This window comes from Bacillus sp. (in: firmicutes), assembly GCF_031983925.1.
Taxonomy (GTDB): domain Bacteria; phylum Bacillota; class Bacilli; order Bacillales; family Bacillaceae_G; genus Bacillus_A; species Bacillus_A pacificus.
Map to the genome: position 1 here is coordinate 182,112 of NZ_DALYZR010000001.1, position 16,948 is coordinate 199,059.

General features: G+C 34.8%; 17 protein-coding genes. 10 read left to right on the top strand and 7 right to left on the bottom strand.

Annotated features, from left to right (window positions below):
• Both RTP99_RS01000 and RTP99_RS01005 read right to left on the bottom strand, forming a co-directional pair.
• The coding region (locus RTP99_RS01000) for a collagen-like repeat preface domain-containing protein (protein ID WP_312364657.1) at window positions 1-791 on the bottom strand (791 nt) is incomplete at its 3' end.
• A 243-nt stretch (window positions 792-1,034) separates the two neighbouring features.
• A complete protein-coding gene (locus RTP99_RS01005) occupies window positions 1,035-2,306 on the bottom strand; it encodes a PAS domain-containing sensor histidine kinase (protein WP_000937012.1) in 1,272 nt (423 codons plus the stop codon).
• Window positions 2,307-2,466: 160 nt separating this feature from the next.
• On the opposite strand from RTP99_RS01005, the gene RTP99_RS01010 reads away from it, so the two are divergent.
• Entirely contained in the window at window positions 2,467-3,312 is an 846-nt protein-coding gene (locus RTP99_RS01010; RefSeq protein ID WP_000897341.1) for a DUF72 domain-containing protein, read from the top strand.
• 293 nt (window positions 3,313-3,605) lie between these two features.
• Here RTP99_RS01010 and RTP99_RS01015 read toward each other — a convergent pair whose 3' ends face one another.
• The 4 genes from RTP99_RS01015 to deoD form a co-directional block, all read right to left on the bottom strand.
• Complete coding sequence (locus RTP99_RS01015; RefSeq protein WP_001094859.1) at window positions 3,606-3,800, bottom strand: DUF3924 family protein; 195 nt, start codon at window positions 3,798-3,800, stop codon at window positions 3,606-3,608.
• A gap of 119 nt (window positions 3,801-3,919) precedes the next feature.
• The gene (locus RTP99_RS01020; RefSeq protein ID WP_000806236.1) at window positions 3,920-4,450 is read right to left on the bottom strand and encodes a tyrosine-type recombinase/integrase; all 531 of its coding nucleotides are present in this window, start codon (window positions 4,448-4,450) and stop codon (window positions 3,920-3,922) included.
• Window positions 4,451-4,557: 107 nt separating this feature from the next.
• Window positions 4,558-6,369: a sensor histidine kinase gene (locus RTP99_RS01025; protein WP_000797531.1), complete on the bottom strand. Its 1,812-nt coding sequence runs from the start codon at window positions 6,367-6,369 to the stop codon at window positions 4,558-4,560.
• A 156-nt stretch (window positions 6,370-6,525) separates the two neighbouring features.
• Complete coding sequence (deoD, locus tag RTP99_RS01030) at window positions 6,526-7,233, bottom strand: purine-nucleoside phosphorylase (RefSeq protein ID WP_000110707.1); 708 nt, start codon at window positions 7,231-7,233, stop codon at window positions 6,526-6,528.
• Window positions 7,234-7,408: 175 nt separating this feature from the next.
• Between deoD and RTP99_RS01035 the strand changes: the two genes are divergently transcribed.
• A complete protein-coding gene (locus tag RTP99_RS01035; RefSeq protein ID WP_000232624.1) occupies window positions 7,409-8,197 on the top strand; it encodes a hypothetical protein in 789 nt (262 codons plus the stop codon).
• Between the two features lie 4 nt (window positions 8,198-8,201).
• Here RTP99_RS01035 and mprF read toward each other — a convergent pair whose 3' ends face one another.
• Window positions 8,202-10,787: a bifunctional lysylphosphatidylglycerol flippase/synthetase MprF gene (mprF, locus tag RTP99_RS01040; RefSeq protein WP_000010863.1), complete on the bottom strand. Its 2,586-nt coding sequence runs from the start codon at window positions 10,785-10,787 to the stop codon at window positions 8,202-8,204.
• A gap of 187 nt (window positions 10,788-10,974) precedes the next feature.
• Here mprF and RTP99_RS01045 point away from each other — a divergent pair, with 187 nt between their 5' ends.
• From RTP99_RS01045 to resA, 8 genes are all read left to right on the top strand, one after another.
• On the top strand, window positions 10,975-11,364 hold the full coding sequence (locus RTP99_RS01045; protein ID WP_000583785.1) for a hypothetical protein: 390 nt from the start codon (window positions 10,975-10,977) through the stop codon (window positions 11,362-11,364).
• A 21-nt stretch (window positions 11,365-11,385) separates the two neighbouring features.
• The gene (locus RTP99_RS01050; protein WP_000067566.1) at window positions 11,386-11,877 is read left to right on the top strand and encodes a YpuI family protein; all 492 of its coding nucleotides are present in this window, start codon (window positions 11,386-11,388) and stop codon (window positions 11,875-11,877) included.
• Between the two features lie 105 nt (window positions 11,878-11,982).
• The gene (locus RTP99_RS01055; protein ID WP_000082669.1) at window positions 11,983-12,897 is read left to right on the top strand and encodes a superoxide dismutase; all 915 of its coding nucleotides are present in this window, start codon (window positions 11,983-11,985) and stop codon (window positions 12,895-12,897) included.
• A 111-nt stretch (window positions 12,898-13,008) separates the two neighbouring features.
• A complete protein-coding gene (gene dacB / locus RTP99_RS01060) occupies window positions 13,009-14,133 on the top strand; it encodes a D-alanyl-D-alanine carboxypeptidase DacB (protein WP_001252623.1) in 1,125 nt (374 codons plus the stop codon).
• Entirely contained in the window at window positions 14,126-14,722 is a 597-nt protein-coding gene (spmA, locus tag RTP99_RS01065; protein WP_000247807.1) for a spore maturation protein SpmA, read from the top strand. The genes dacB and spmA overlap by 8 nt, the downstream gene beginning before the upstream one ends.
• Window positions 14,719-15,249: a spore maturation protein SpmB gene (gene spmB, locus RTP99_RS01070; RefSeq protein WP_000029511.1), complete on the top strand. Its 531-nt coding sequence runs from the start codon at window positions 14,719-14,721 to the stop codon at window positions 15,247-15,249. The genes spmA and spmB overlap by 4 nt, the downstream gene beginning before the upstream one ends.
• 289 nt (window positions 15,250-15,538) lie before the next feature.
• Window positions 15,539-16,267, top strand: a complete 729-nt coding sequence (gene rluB, locus RTP99_RS01075; RefSeq protein WP_000440555.1) for a 23S rRNA pseudouridine(2605) synthase RluB — start codon at window positions 15,539-15,541, stop codon at window positions 16,265-16,267.
• Window positions 16,268-16,360: 93 nt separating this feature from the next.
• A complete protein-coding gene (gene resA, locus RTP99_RS01080) occupies window positions 16,361-16,882 on the top strand; it encodes a thiol-disulfide oxidoreductase ResA (RefSeq protein WP_000742210.1) in 522 nt (173 codons plus the stop codon).
• The last annotated feature ends 66 nt before the right edge of the window (window positions 16,883-16,948 follow it).

The following is a 16,948-nucleotide window of genomic DNA, read 5'->3' on the forward strand; positions in this document are numbered from 1 at the left end:
CCTGCAGGTCCTTGAACACCTTGAGGTCCTTGAGGCCCAGTAGCGCCAGTAGCACCTGCAGGTCCTTGAACACCTTGAGCCCCCGTAGCGCCAGTAGCGCCTGCAGGTCCTTGAACGCCTTGAGGTCCTTGAGCCCCGGTAGCGCCGGTAGCCCCTGCTGGCCCTTGAACACCTTGAGGTCCTTGAGCGCCTTGAGGCCCTTGAGGTCCAGTAGCGCCTTGAGCGCCTGCCGGTCCCTGAGGCCCAGTAGCACCTTGAGCACCCGCCGGTCCTTGAGGTCCAGTAGCACCTGTTGCGCCAGTAGCACCGGTAGCACCAGTTGCTCCTCCTCCTCCAAGGCATCCTGACCCGTATTGAACTAGGATAGCTTGGATCTCTGTTATGAGTTTAACTAGTTTGTCGGTCGTACAACAATCTACTTTGAATAACTTAGCGATATACAATAAATAATTAAGCAGGCTTTGTAGTTCAACGTACAACGCTCCGCATGAGAAAGGTGTTGTTCTTAAAATAGTTAATAGATTAGCAATGATAGAATTTCCAATTTGTCTTTGTGCTGGAGATAAATCTAAGCAATTGAGAAATTTTTGTAAGTTATTTAGGGCAGCGATCAAGTTATCGATATTATTTTGAGAAGGGTTTTGAAAGACAGCTTGAATAGCTTGGCCAAGAGCTTGAAGAAGTCTAACGAATTCTGTAAGTTCGGACTTAGAGATGTTAATATGACTACAAGCTCTGACTTCGCAACAGTCATTACCATAAAATACTTTTCCTTTATTTTTATTGTTCATCTTTTCATTCCTTTCTTTCATAGAATCAATAGTCATTACTATATATTAAAATGAAATTTATACTAAATCCGTGATGGACAAACTACCATTTCTAAAAAAATAAGAAATTGGCCCGCTTGGCAAACAAATAAGTAAGATATAGAGAAGGTTTCATATAATGTAAAGAAGAAAAGTTCAACATAAAAAACTGCATGTCGATTGTTAAGGGATTTAACAATTGACATGCAGTTCGTGGATTGGATTTTATTTGTCTTGATTTAATCTTTCAAGGGCTGTTTTAGGTAAGATTGGAATTGAAATAGTAAAAGTAGTACCATCTTCATTACTAGTCATTTTTAATGTACCGTTATGATTTTGAATAATTTTTTTCGTTACTGCCAAGCCGAGTCCTGTACCGGAATCTTTTGTTGAGAAGAATGGATCAAATATATATTCTTGAATCGCTGATGGAATACCAGTTCCATTATCAGTGAAAGTAATACGAACAAAATTATCTAGGCGGTAACTAGTAATTTGGATAGAAAGTTTTTTTTCTCCTTGAGCATCGACAGCGTTCTGGAATAAGTTTAAAAAAACTTGCACAAGTTCATGACGATCAATATGAACTAAAATATCATCTAATTCGGTAGAAAAATTATAATCAATTGAAATGTTATGTAAAAAGACTTCGCTAGCTAGTAACTGTTGAATATAATCACGTAAAAATGTATTAATTGGAAAGGGTTCTCTTGTAAATTCACGTGTTTTTGAAATAGATAAAAATTTTGTAATGATACTATTTGCGCGATCTAATTCAGGAATAAGTAAGTTTTTAAATAGTTCTTTATTAGATGGAGAAACAGTTTCTTGTAAAAATTGTAAATAACCTCGTACGGTTGTAAGAGGATTACGTACTTCATGTGCAATACCAGCTGCAATTCGCCCTGCTAACGAAAATTTTTCTGCATCACGTTCTGTGTTTAAATAATGAAAGACACTAATAACTCTAAAAATTTCTCCGTTATAATCACGAATAATCCGGTTATTTAAAATGCCATAGTTTTTGTCTAAAACTTCTTCATTATATATTTCTGTGCCTGTTCTTAATGTTTCAAGAGCTTTAATTTTTTCTTCAGGTAATTTTAGTAATTGTTGAATTGGCTTTCCGATTATATCATTTCGGACTACACCAAAATCATCTGCCGCAGCCTGATTACATAAGGTTATATTTCCTTTATTATCAACAAAGGTTACATGATGTGAAAAAGCATCAAAAATATGAACAAAGTATGTTTCAAGTTGTTTAAATAAAAATAATGAATCGCAAGTAAGCTGAAAATCAGCCTCTTTATTCTCTTTTTGTATGTTTTGAATAGAATGAGTTGATCTCGTTTTCTTTATTTGTAAACCAATCTGTGGATTTTTATATGTGAAATGATGTGGTAATTGATTCACAAGTTCTTCATAAAAACGTACTTTATTTTCTAATTCTTCTATTCGTTTTTCATGAGACACAATATCATCTTTTGGAAGCATAAATAAATAACCCCTCAATTTAAAAATTCTTCCATCTAGTATATCATATTTTTATACGGATACTCTTAAAGAAGGGACTACTTAATGAAATTGATTGGTCGAAGTGTTCAGGAAGTGAGTAGAATGGATAGTAGGTGAAGTTAAAAAGGGAGGAATATATTTGCTTTTCATTGGAGTAACAGGGTGGGGAGATCATGATTCTTTATATATAGACCCCTATGAAAATAGAAATAAATTACGAACATATAGTGAGTATTTCCCTATAGTAGAAGTGGATAGTTCATTTTATGCGATGCAACCTGCACGAAACTATACGAAATGGGCAATGGAAACACCGAAAGATTTTTCTTTTATCGTCAAAGCATATCAAGGAATGACAGGACATATGAAAGGTGAAATTCCTTTTTCTACGTTCGATGAGATGTTTGATGTATATAAACAATCTACTCTTCCTTTAATTGAAGCTGGTAAATTAAAAACGATTTTATTTCAATATCCACCATGGTTTGATTGTAAAAAGAAAAATGTAGATTTTCTCCGATATACGAAAGAAAAAATGGAAGGTTTGCCGTGTGCAATAGAATTTCGAAATCAAACATGGTTTTATCCAGAAATGAGAGATAAGACGTTACAGTTTCTAGAGCAAGAGAAATGGATTCATACAATTTGTGATGAGCCACAAGCAGGGATGGGTTCAGTACCACTCGTATTAGAAGTAACGAATGCAGAGATGGTGTTAATACGTTTTCATGGCCGAAATGTTCATGGCTGGCTTGATAAAGGGGAAAATTGGAGAGCGGTTCGTTGCTTATATCGCTACAACAATAAAGAATTAGAAGAATGGGTAGAAAGACTAGAACAATTAAAAAAGAAGACAAAGGACATATACGTACTATTTAACAATAATTCAGGCGGAGATGCGGCTGATAATGCGAAACAGCTTATGAAAATGATGAACATTACATATGGTGAGCCAAAGCCTGAGCAATTAAATTTGTTTGAGTGATAATAAACAAGAAAGGCACTGTACAAACAGGGGGAATGTACAGTGCCTTTCTATATGAAAAAGAGGGGTAACAATGTTACTGAGCGTTTGGTTGATTCATCAATTGTTGGCTTCGTAATAAATGATAATGGTTATCATTATCATTGTCAATGGTTTTCCTGAAAATAAATAAAAAATTTTTTGTGAGGTAGTAACGATAGGGAGATGCCTAATAGAAGTTTGGCTAAAGTAAGGAATTGTTTCGAGGTAGATTTCCGGCAAACCCCTGATAAAGTATAAAAAAAGAACAGCAATTAATGCTGTTCTTTGCTAGTGATGAATTGTTGTAAATCAAAAGGAGTTATCGCTTGGATAAATTCTTTTGAGATAAGTGTTTGAACAAGAGTACTCTCAGAAATAGAAGCACCTGTTTTCTTTTCATAAGCTTGTTTTAATAAATCAAGTTTTTCAGCCGTTTCTTTCGGTAATTCAATTGTTAAAGTGTTCATAATTTCTCCCCCTTACTATTAGAGTACCACTACAATATAGGAGAGACAAGAAAAGAGAATGTGAAACATAAAAAAGGTTACCATTTATAAATGGTAACCTTTTTTATGTATAAGAGTTATTAAGCAATACCGATATACTTTAAAGTTTTTGATGGAGTACTATGATCAAAGAAGTGTTGTAAAAATGCGATATCAACACCTGATTTGTATGCACAATATCCCCAAGTTTTTCGAAGTGTATGTGAGCTAATCCCTTCTAATCCAACTTCTTTTGCAGCTTTGTTTAAAATGTACCACGCATGTTGTCTCGTAATAGATTTTGTTCCTTTTTGAGACTTTAACAATGGTTCATTACGTTTCCAAGTTTTACGTTCTTTCATATAGTCTTCGATCGCGTGCTGTAAGTCTTCATTTACAGCGAACCATTTATGTTTCTTTACTTTTTCATTGTAAAATAAAATGGAATGGCGAACATTTTCATTTTCATCGATTACATCACTAACTTTTAATTGTAAGATTTCGCTTACTTTTAAGCCAGAATTTACAGCTAATACGAATAATAAGCCATCACGTTTCGAAGATTGTAAAAGTATATTTTTGATAGTTTCTAATTGTTTTTCGTTTTGAATAGGTTGTCCTGCTTGTTTCATTTCACGCACTCTCCTCTTTTATATGTGTAAAGGAAAGGATTAACTTGTTTCTTACTATAAAGGGAGAGTGTGAATTTCATGTGAACTCCTAGTGAAATTAAGACAAATTATTTGACTTCTTTTACTTTTTGTAAATTAAAGTAGAATACAACACTATTAGTCGTATTATATACACCGTACTCGGCATGGTGGAGGTCTAAAATATTTTTAACAATAGATAATCCAAGACCAGTACCACCAGTATGACGGCTACGCGATGCATCTAAACGATAGAAACGATCCCAAATTTTTTCAAGACTTTCTTCTGGAATAGGGTTTCCTGTGTTTTCGATTTCAACTTTTACTGTATCTTCCATTTCCATAACGGAGACTTGTATTTTTTCTCCATCTGGTGTATAGCGAATTGCATTGCTAAGTAAATTCACAACTACTTGTTCAATACGACTACGATTCGCTTTCACAAATATAGAAGGGTCTACATCTATATTCACTTGTAAATGCTTTTCCTCCATGCTAAATAATAACTTTGTATAGACTTGTTGAATTAATTCACCGATTGAGAACGTCGTCATATCTAGTTTGTACGTACCTGATTCTAATTTTGCTAATTCTAACATTTCAACAATAAGTCTGTTCATATTTTCAGTTTCTTCTAAAATAACATCTGTGTAATACGTCGTATCTTTACTAACGCCATCTTTAATTCCCTCAGCGAAACTTCTAATTACACTGAGCGGTGTTTTTAATTCGTGTGATACACCAGAAATGAATTCTTTTCGCGTTTTTTCTAATTGACGTTCACGTTCAATATCTTGTTGTAATTTTGTATTGGCAACATTTAATCGATCGATTCGGTCTTTTAAATTTACAGATAACGTATTAATACTACCGGAAAGCCCTCCAATTTCATCGTCTGCTGTTACAGGTAATTTTTCGCTAAAATCAAAATTGGCCATTTTCTTTGTAACGCGATTCATTTTAATTAATGGTTTTACAATGATTTTTGAGTAGTAGAAGGATAACAAAATAATTACGAGAAATACGATGATTAAGGCATAGACATAATAATCTTTCAAAACGAGCATCGCTTCATTAACAGGTTGCAAAGATGCTATCGCAAAAGCATATTCTGTAATCTCTCCATTTTCTATAATAGGTTTTACAAAGATACTATTCTTTATATTCTCCCCGCTATCTATTATATAAGTGTTTAATTGCTGCGAGTTAGCAGTGCCATTTCTAATAAGCTCTGCAAAATATTGAACGGCTTGCAATGTTTCAATATCATTTGCAAGACGAACCTCCGCTTTCGATGGAAGCTGTAATTTAGAGATCGTACCAGTAAACTCAATTTGAGTAACAGTTTTGTATCGGTTTGTAAGTCTATTTTTAGAAGGGTTACCATTAATAGATGAAAAATCTGAATTGGTATATTCGTTTTGCCATCGATTATAATTTGTTGTCAATTTTATTGGTGTTATTGTTTTGTTTTGTAGCAAACCGACGACGTTTATCACATCGTCTTTTTTCAATCCTAAGTTTTCGAATTTCTTATATTCTTCGGGTGTTAAAAGATTATTGAGAGGAATAGAATATGTCTCATTATTTTTAGGATTAAATACATCAATATAGTAATTGTTGTCGCTTTTAATAATGCCATTCGTATTTAAAAATTGCATGTCAGCATTTGTTTTATCATGAAATTCTTGTTTTAGTTTTCGAATTTCTTCATAAGTTTTCCCACTTTTTTCGTACGTATCTACGAACTTTTCAAAAGCAGTTTGAACTGTTTTTACTTTTTTATTAATATAAAATTTCTCTAAAAATAGAGATTGTCCTAGGAAAAATAGGAGGAATATGATTGTAAATAATGTTGATGTTAATAGAAATAGTTTAAAGACGATACTTCTGTTTTTCACTGCGTCACCTCTTGTGAGAAATACTGTAAATGGTTTCTTTATTATAACAAACGTTACAAAAAAGTAGAGGAGAAAATCTGTCTCTTCTGGAAGTAGTTTTTAATAAAAAGTCACATAAAAAGAACTCGACAGACGTATGACGAGTTCTTTAATGTATTATTGTTGAATTGCTGCATCTAAAGCGATTTCAATCATTTCGTTAAATGTAGTTTGACGCTCTTCAGATGTTGTTTCTTCACCAGTGAAAATGTGATCGCTTACTGTTAATACAGATAACGCATTTACACCGTATTTCGCTGCTAATGTGTAAAGCGCAGTTGTTTCCATTTCTACTGCTAGTACACCGTAATCTCCAAGCTTTTTAACCATGTCCATGCTTTCGCGGTAAAATACATCTGCTGTTAAAACGTTACCAACACGAACGTGTAGGCCTTTTTCAGTTCCAGCATCGTAAGCTTTCTTTAGAAGATCGAAGTTTGCAGCTGGTGCAAAATCAAATCCTGGGAATGTTAAACGGTTCATATTAGAATCCGTACAAGCTGTCATTGCAATAATAACGTCACGTACTTTTACGTCTTTTTGAATGGCACCGCAAGTTCCAACGCGAATTAAATTTTTAACTCCGTAGCTTTGGATTAATTCGTTTACATAAATAGAAATAGAAGGAACACCCATACCTGTACCTTGCACAGATACACGTTTTCCTTTATAAGTTCCAGTGAAACCTAACATACCACGCACGTTATTATAGCAAGTAACGTCCTCTAGAAATGTTTCAGCAATATATTTTGCACGCAATGGATCACCAGGTAATAGAATAGATTCAGCAATTTCGCCTTGTTTTGCTTCAATATGTACACTCATGAAAAGTCCTCCTTATAATGTATTGATAGAAATCAATATCATTTGCATTATACACTACGAATCCTTTCAATTAAAATCTTTTTATTATTTGTAATATGTGCAAAACAGAAGGATTTCATAAATTGTCATCTAGAATATATATGTAAGAAGTTTTGTATGAATAGAGACTATAAAAATGGTAGGTGATGTTTTGAAAAATCTTGTCATTGGACTCGTTGCTTTGCTATTTGTTGTAGTAGGCGGATTTTACATAAAAAAGTATCAAGAAACTACAGAGACTGTAGGTGATGTTCAGGAAGTAAAATGGGATGTGGCAAATGGAAAAGGAAATGAGAAAGCAGATATTGTGTTTCAATTATTAAATAATAAAAGTAGCGAAGTGCGTGGTGTGAATGATCAAATTCGGGCAGTTATTGTAGACGGACAATTAAAACATGTACAACAAATGAAACCTACATTCGCAGGAAATGGATCATATAAGGTATCTTCTAAAATAGCGAAAGATGAAGGATATACAATATTTTTATATGAAGACAAAAATAAGTCTGTGCAATCATTTGCGAAGAAAGATTTTGGGAAGGAAATAGAGGAGAAAAATAAGAAAAAAGTAAAATTTCCAATCGATAGTGTACTTACAAAAAAAATAGGGGAGTATGAAGTTTCTCTTTTATTCGGTGCACTGCATCCGAATGAGCCAGTGACGTTAACATTTCAATTTCAAGCGAAAAAGGGTGAAAAATTGAAATTACATTCAGAGAGAGGAGAAGTGGAGGCGCTCTATATTGTGGACGAAACGAGAGAAAATTTTTTATATGCAATCCCTGTTGATACAGATGGACAATTACAATACCGTATTACATTTCCTGCTGAAGGAACGTACAAAATATGGGGAGATTTCTATATAAATGGTAAGAAATATGAAAAAGAATTTATTGTACAAGTTCAAAAAAGGAAAAACAGCTAACTATTTAGCTGTTTTTTCTTTTTCCTATTAATTTTGTTACAGAGAGCATTGTAATTGGTAAAGAATGATTCTTTCTAAATGCTAAATATTTACCGCTCCATGCTGGTTTATATTTTTCTTTAAAATGTCGTAACCCGCTGAAACTATATGTGTAACGAACATTATTAAAGATGGCAGCAGCAACCCGTTCAGACCAGAAAGATTGTGTCGATAAACCTACATTTGAAAGTGGTGCCATACCAATATTAAAGGAGTGGTATTCATTTTCTTTTGCCCACTGGAATAGGTGGATGAAAATTGCATCCATAATGCCGCTAGGCGCATCTGGATAATAGCGCATTAAATCAACAGACAATGATCCGTCTTGATATACGGGCATAAATGTCGTGAATGCAATGATTTTTCCATCTGCATCAGATAATGTAGCGATAGGAGCACGGCTAATATATTCACGATCAAAGTATCCGAGTGAGAAACTTTTCTCTTTTTTTCCACCGAGCCACGCATCTGAAACTTTTCTTAATTCTTCAAATAGTTCATCTGAGAACGGCGGCTGGTGAATAGAGAATGTATAGCCTTCTCGTTCAAAACGGTTGAAAGTTGCTCGCATACCGGCACGTTTTTTTCCTGTTATTGTAAATGTGTTCAAGTCAACGACAGCCTCTTCACCAAGCTTAAAGAAGTTGTAACCAAAATCATGATATAAACTCATCCATTTACTTTCGATTTGGTAGAATACACAAATGTATCCAAATCGGTCAGCTTCAGCTAAAAACTCTTGTAACACAGTACGGTAGGAGGAAGGATCTCCAATTGGATCACCTAGCACAACAAGACGTTTTCCAGTTATAGAGAAGAGAAGGAGCGCTTTCCCATCACTACTAAAGAAGAATTGTTTATCACCTAAAAAACCTAAATGACTAAGTACATTTCCACCATGTTCATCTAAAAAGTTTTGCAATCTTTTATCGTTAGCTGGTTGCCCGGGAAATTCATTTCGATAACGATTAGCAATGAGTGAGCCAATCAGTAAAAATGTAGGAACGAAAAAGGCAGCTGCTAATGCACTTCGTTTTACTTGCGTAATATTACGAACGACAAAATCAGGTTTAAAAGCTTCTTTTGCACCTGCAAATAAAATCCCTAAGTTTTTATATAAATATAAAGTTATAAGTAAGAATATAAAAACTTTTACGATATCAGAAAGTGAGACTTCCATTTTCTCGCGTACAAATCTTTTACGAAGCATATATAATACAGCGAGTACAATTAATAAAATAAACGTTTCTTCAATATCAATCCCTTTTAGCGTATTAAAGATAGCTGCTCCGATTAAAGAAACAATCGTCATATAGTAAGAACGCTTTGTTCCATAATATATGCCTCGTGAAAGGATTAGGAGGAGAATACCGAATGTTAGTGATAAGCTAAAAGAAAATTGAATAAGATGTTTTGGAGCTAGAATATGTAAGGCGTGTGCTCTGTTTATACTTGTCGGTAGAATGGTCGATAAAATAACCATTAATCCAGCAAATACTGTTAAAGCAGCAGAGGCCCATGAACCTAGTTTTCCTAGAAAATCACGCTGCAAAGTCCATATAACACCAGTTGTTTCTAATGCAGGCGCAATAAAAGGTTTGTCTTCAAACTTTTTAATGGCCACGCCTGTCATTTCAAAAGCTGCAAAAATAAGACCGAGGCAGAATGGTAAAATGTAATAGACGAGGCGATATAATAACATAGCAGGTAGTAATACGCCTGTATCAATGCCATATTGTCCGAGCCCAGTTAAAAAGACAAGGTCAAATGAACCAAGTCCACCAGGTACAAGACTAACAACACCAGCTAAAGCAGCAATGACATACACACCTAAAAACTTTTGAAATTCGATATCAATGCCAAATAATATTAGTATGACGTACATAACAATGCCAGCAGATACCCACTCAACTAATGAAACTAATGAGTATAAAACAGTTGGATTTTTCTCTTCTTCTCGTTCATCTTGTCCTTCGGTTTGCTTTGGTTTTCTATTTTTTAGTTTAGAAAAGCCGATGTATATAGGGACGAAAAGGGCGAAGAAGATCAAAACAGGCCATAGCCACGGTTTTTCATGCAAAATAAAACTTGTGTCTAATATTCCAATAAGGCCGAGGAATGAAAGAATAGCGAGTCCGTTAATAAAAGCAGTTGTCATCCAGGCGATACTTTTAATCAGCTTGCCATTTTCTTTTATGTATGGACGATAAAGCATCGTACGTACACCCGCTCCAACGAGACCACCAAATCCAATAAATCCATTTAAGGTATTAGCAATCCATGAGATACGAAAAATCTTTTGGACAGGTATATCAGCTTTTAAATAACGAAGCATAACATAGTCGTAAAAGAACATTGTTGATACGGCAAATGCACCAAGTGTAATTGCTAAAAAGACTCCTCCGGTTGGAATGTTTTTAATTGTATTGATTGCTTCTAAAAAAGAAATGCCTGCTAATTCTTTTTTTGCTTGAAAGAATACAATAGTTAATACAACAAATGGGAAGATAATTTTCCCGATTTGTAAGAAACGTTTCCATGAAAACGACATAAATACAACTCTCCTTGTATAAGAAAACTGAGACAATAATATTATTATGACAAACTTCAAGAAAAATAAAAAGGTAAATTCCTGTATGAGGAAGCTATTTTTTTATAGGGATTATATTTAAAAGAGTATTTCGTTTGTCAGAAAATTAAGTTAAAATAAATTGAAAGAAGGAAGAGAGGGGAAGTAGATGATTATAATAGGTTATGCGGGATATGAGCTAGAGAAAGCAAAACCTAATACATCAGAAGATTTCTTTAATAGATCTGAAGTGACATATATATTAAATGATAAAGAAAGAACCTTTTCTGTTTTATATGTTCGATATTTTGAAGAAGTTTTACAAGAAATTACTCCTTTTGAAGGAAATCCGGTATGTAAAGTAGAAAATCAAGACATATATTTGCGGGATATTGTAGCGATCTGTTGTTTACTGAAAGAGAATGAGCTTCGCATGCAAAAACGTTTGTATTTAAATAATATAGAAGAATTCCAACAATATTTTGATGAGGAAATAGTCGTGAAAGTACAAGAAATATTGGCTGAATTACATAAAAATAAAAGAGTAGAAATAGCGTGAACTGGCAAAGGAGAGGGAAAAATGTCTAATCTAATGGTGGAAAATCAAACAGAACAAGTTTCTATGTTTTTAGAAGATGTTATTCATTTGATAACCAATTATGTAAATTATCATACGTTGCCTTCTTTATTAGAAGAGACACCGGCAGGAAACGAACAATATTATAAAGGGTTATTAGCGTCAATAAGACGTCTTCTCGTTTTTTGTGAAGAAGGGCATGATGCGTGTTTTGTTTTGTTAAATAGCCAGCCATTTCGAAAGACAGCAGCTGAAAAGATTTTATATAAAATTTATCATCAAGTAATTGCAGAGTTTTTTTCACCAAAGAGTGATCATTGGTATGAAAATAGTCGATCTGCTTATACAGGGAAAAACTCCATCGTTTTTCAACAAACGCCACCTGCATCTATAGAGCAAGTAATGAAGAATTTAGAAGGTAAATTTCAATTGATGCGTGAAGAACTAGAATATTATGAGACGGATTACCAAACAAAGATGTTACACAAATATTAATTGTGAAAAAGAAGCTAAGGGTACTTAGCTTCTTTTCCTTTTGCACAGTTATATAAGGGATTTCCTTTGAATATATTTAAGGGGATAGCATTAAGGAGGTGTAACATGAGTCAGCAAGGTGTATTCACAGATTACTTTCATGAAGTAGAAAGCTGGTGTGAAAGTGTTCTTCACGTATTAGATAGCCGTGCAATGGAAGTGTATGATGTCCATATGCTTGCTTATAAAATTCAAACGTTATTAGATCGTATGAAAGAGCATGAGTATGATACAGATGCAGAGTTTATGTATGAAATAAGTGATGATGTAGAACATATTCAGCATCATTTGCAGGAAGTATTCGTGCAGGGAGAAGAGGAATATGAACTATGTGAAAGAGGGGATAGTGAACGAGCTGTTCCAATTGGAGGGCATACACTCCCGCCACTACCATATCCATATAATGCGTTAGAACCGTATATTTCTAGAGAAATTATGATGTTACACCATGATAAACATCATCGTAGTTACGTGGAAGGATTAAATAAGGCAGAGAAGATGATGGAAGAAGCGAGAAAAACAAATCAATTTGATTTAATTAAGCATTGGGAAAGAGAAGCTGCTTTTCATGGATCAGGTCATTACTTGCACACAATATTTTGGAATAACATGAAGAAAGGTGGCGGCGGAAGTCCAAGAGGGGCTCTTTCACACCGGATTGAACAAGATTTTGGAAGTTTCTTGCGTTTTCAAAAACATTTTACAGAAGCAGCCTCTAAAGTGGAAGGTTCAGGATGGGCAATTCTCGTTTGGGTTCCGCGCTCGGGAAGATTAGAAATTTTACAGAGTACACTTCATCAATTATTTACACAATGGGATACGATACCGCTCCTTGTACTAGACGTGTGGGAACATGCGTATTATTTACAATACCAAAATCGAAAAGATGAATATATTAAAAATTGGTGGAATGTTGTAAATTGGCCGGATGTAGAAAAAAGATTTGAAAGTGCAAAACAAATAGAATGGACACCTTATTAGACGCAGGTTCTCTGCGTCTTTTTTATTGGTAGGAGAGGGAGATTTCGTTCATATTTTAAAAGGCCAAGCATACACTTGTACAAAAAGTGCCAAAAGGACGTGGGGGGAAATATGAGACGAATTTGTGTAATCATTACGCTTCTTATTATGTACGCAAGCGTTATACCAATTCCTACATATGCAAAGATGACCAGCAATGTTAGTGCTCGAAATGCTGTATTAATGGAGCAACAGTCAGGTCGCGTATTATACGGAAAAGCAGAACATGAGCCGCAAAAGATTGCTAGTATAACAAAAATTATGACTGCCTTGTTAGCTGCTGAGTCAGGAAAAATGAAAGAAATGGTCTCGGTTAGTAATGAAGCAGTGAGAGTAGAAGGCTCAGCAATTTATTTAAAGCCTGGACAGAAAGTAAAATTAGAGGATTTAGTATACGGACTCATGCTTAGATCTGGTAATGATGCAGCACAAGTAATTGCTGAAAATGTAGGAGGGAGTATAGAAGGGTTTGTATATTTAATGAATGAAAAGGCGAAACAAATTGGAATGAAAGATACTCACTTTTCAAACCCACATGGTTTGGATGGAGATGGATCCCATTATTCGTCGGCCTATGACATGGCACTTTTAACAAGGTATGCAATGGGGAACGAAACCTTTAAGAAGATTTTTGGGACAAAAACGTATAAATCAGATTCGTGGGATTATCCGTGGAAAAACAAACATAAACTTGTGACGTCTTATTATGAATTTGCAACAGGAGGAAAAACGGGTTTTACGAAGAAAGCAGGACGGACGCTTGTTACAACAGCATCAAAAGATGGACTAGATTTAATTGTCGTGACTTTGAGCGCTTCTAGCGATTGGGATGATCATATGAATTTATTTGATAAAGGTTTTGAACGTTTCAAACAAACAAACGTTGTAGGACAAGGAGCTCTTGCTGAAATAACTGAAAAGAAATATGCCAATCATGTTTATACGAAAAATAGTTTTGCGGTACCTTTAACTGAGCAGGAAAGAAAGAATGTCGTATTAAAAGTTGAACTCGATAAAAGTGCGAAACTTAAGGATGGAGTAAAGGTTGGAAAGACAGAAATTTATGTTGGCAATGAGAAAGTTGGAGAACGAAATTTATTTTATAGTAAACGAAAGTTAGTAGCTACAACGGGAGTGTATTGGAATAATGTGAAAGAAATTTTTTCTCATATGATAGGTGTTGGAAGCGATGGTTAATCTCGTATGGGTAGCGATGGCAGTCATAGGGATTGTATATGCCATGATAAATGGAACGATGGAAGCAATCAATAAAGCAGTATTTGATGGAGCAAAAGACGCAGTAACAATTTGTATAGGGCTCATTAGTGTTTTAGTATTTTGGCTCGGTTTAATGAAAGTTGCAGAGGAAGCAGGGTTGTTAAAAAAGTTAGTGTCACTTTTTATGCCGATAGTAAAAAGATTGTTTCCAGAAATACCAAAGGACCATCCGTCAATGGGATTTATTTTATCGAATATGATGGCTAACTTTTTTGGGTTAGGTAATGCTGCGACCCCTCTTGGTATAAAAGCGATGGAACAATTGAAAGAGTTAAATGGGGGAAAGGATTCGGCGAGCCGTTCTATGGTGACGTTTCTTGCGTTAAATACATCAGCGATTACTTTAATTCCTACTACTGTCATTTCGATTCGAATGACGTATGAATCAGCGAATCCAACTGAAATTGTTGGGGTAACATTCATTGCACAAGTACTCTCTATGATCGGAGCGATTTGGATTGATCGCTATTTTTACCGAAGAAGGAGTAGGAAGGGGCGGAAAAAATGAGTATTGTTAATACGATATCATTATGGGTAATCCCTTGTGTAATTGGTTTTATTCTTTTATATGGAACGATAAAGAAAGTGCCGACGTATGAATCGTTCGTTGAGGGGGGAAAAGAAGGAATTCAAATTGCAATCTCTATTTTACCGTTTATGGTTGGAATGCTCGTATCTATTTCTATATTTCGAGCTTCAGGTGCATTGGATGCAATGATATCAGTAATGAAGCCGATGTTAGATTTAATTCATGTCCCAGCAGAAATTGTTCCACTGGCACTTATACGCCCTATTTCGGGCTCTGCTGGTTTAAGTATTACGACCGATTTAATTGCCACATATGGGCCAGACTCGTTCATTGGGCGATTGGCTTCTACGATGCAAGGGAGTACAGATACGACTTTTTATATTTTAACAGTATACTTCGGAGCTGTTGGAATTAGAAAAATGGGAGATGCATTAAAAGTAGGACTTTTTGCTGATTTAATCGGAATTATTTGTTCGATTGTGTTTGTTTCTTTAATGTTTAAGTAATACTATTCATTTTTTATGCTATTTCGCTTATAATACGTATACGACCACTATTAAGGTGTTGCTTAATAGTGGTTTTTTTATGCGGTATTTTTGACAAAATAATGAACTTTTATTGTGAGCAATATGAAAAATATGGACAATAATAAAAGGTAAAACCATGATTTGACCTTTATATGTTTATTATCATCGCTATGTTGTTTAAGTAAGAGGAAGCGAAAAGCCGTTAAGCGTATGCGGTTGCCAAGTCTTTCTAATGTAAGGTAAGATAAATTCGAGGTGAAAAAAAGAAATGGAACGATTACAAAAAGTGATTGCGCAAGCAGGTATTGCATCGAGAAGAAAGGCTGAGGAATTAATTCAGCAAGGAAAAGTGAAAGTTAACGGAAAAATAGTGAAGGAGTTGGGAACGAAAGTAACTCCTCAAGATAAAGTAGAAGTAAATAACATCCCTCTTGAAAAAGAAGAACCTGTTTATTTTTTACTATATAAACCAACTGGCGTAATTTCAAGTGTATCAGATGATAAAGGAAGAAGTGTTGTAACAGACTTTTTCCCGGAAATTACACAACGTTTATTCCCAATCGGACGATTAGATTATGATACGTCTGGCGTATTATTAATGACAAACGATGGGGACTTCGCAAATGTATTAATGCACCCTAGATATAAAGTTGAAAAAACATATGTTGCAAAAATAAAAGGTCCTCTAACAGGTGAGAAAATTCGCATGTTAGAACGCGGTGTTATGTTAGAAGACGGAAAAACAGCACCAGCGCGTGTGAAAATCATTTCTTGGGACAAGCGTAAAGAAATGGCGATTGTACAATTAACAATTCATGAAGGTCGTAACCGTCAAGTACGTCGTATGTTTGAAGCTTTAGACTGTAAAGTAGTGAAACTAAAGCGTGAACGCTATGCCTTTTTAGAAGTGGGTAGCTTGCGACCTGGTGATGCAAGAGAATTGACACCGCATGAGGTGAAACAATTACGTGCATTGGCTTCTACAAAGCCTCGCTAATCGATATTGTGAAACTTTCACCAGTGGAATGCTCCGCTGGTGATTTATTAAAAATACATATATTCATCACTCGTCGAAGAGAGGGGAAACAATATGAAAAAAAATCGCTTATTATTTCGCGTTATTATTCTGCTCATTTTAAGCGGTGCTGTAGGATTTACACTTTATCAAGGATATTTCTCTAAAGAAGAGAAAATGGAAATTGGAAAAGAAGCACCTAACTTTGTTGTGACAGATTTAGAAGGAAAGAAAATTGAGCTAAAAGATTTTAAGGGAAAAGGTGTATTTTTAAACTTTTGGGGTACGTGGTGTAAACCTTGTGAGAAAGAAATGCCTTATATGAATGAACTATATCCAAAGTATAAAGAAAAAGGCGTTGAAATCATTGCTTTAGATGCAGATGAAACGGATATTGCTGTTAAGAATTTTGTGAAACAATACGATCTTAAGTTCCCCGTTGCAATCGATAAAGGTGGAGAAATTATAAAAACGTATGGAGTAATACCATTACCAACAAGCTTCTTGATTGATAAAGATGGTAAGGTGATTCAAGAGATTAAAGGTGAACAAACGAAGGAACAATTGGAGGAGTATTTAAAGAAAATCACTCCGTAATAAAGAAAACCTTTACATACAAGGCGCTTACCTATAGTGCCTTTGGTTTAAAAATTCTGAGTATTG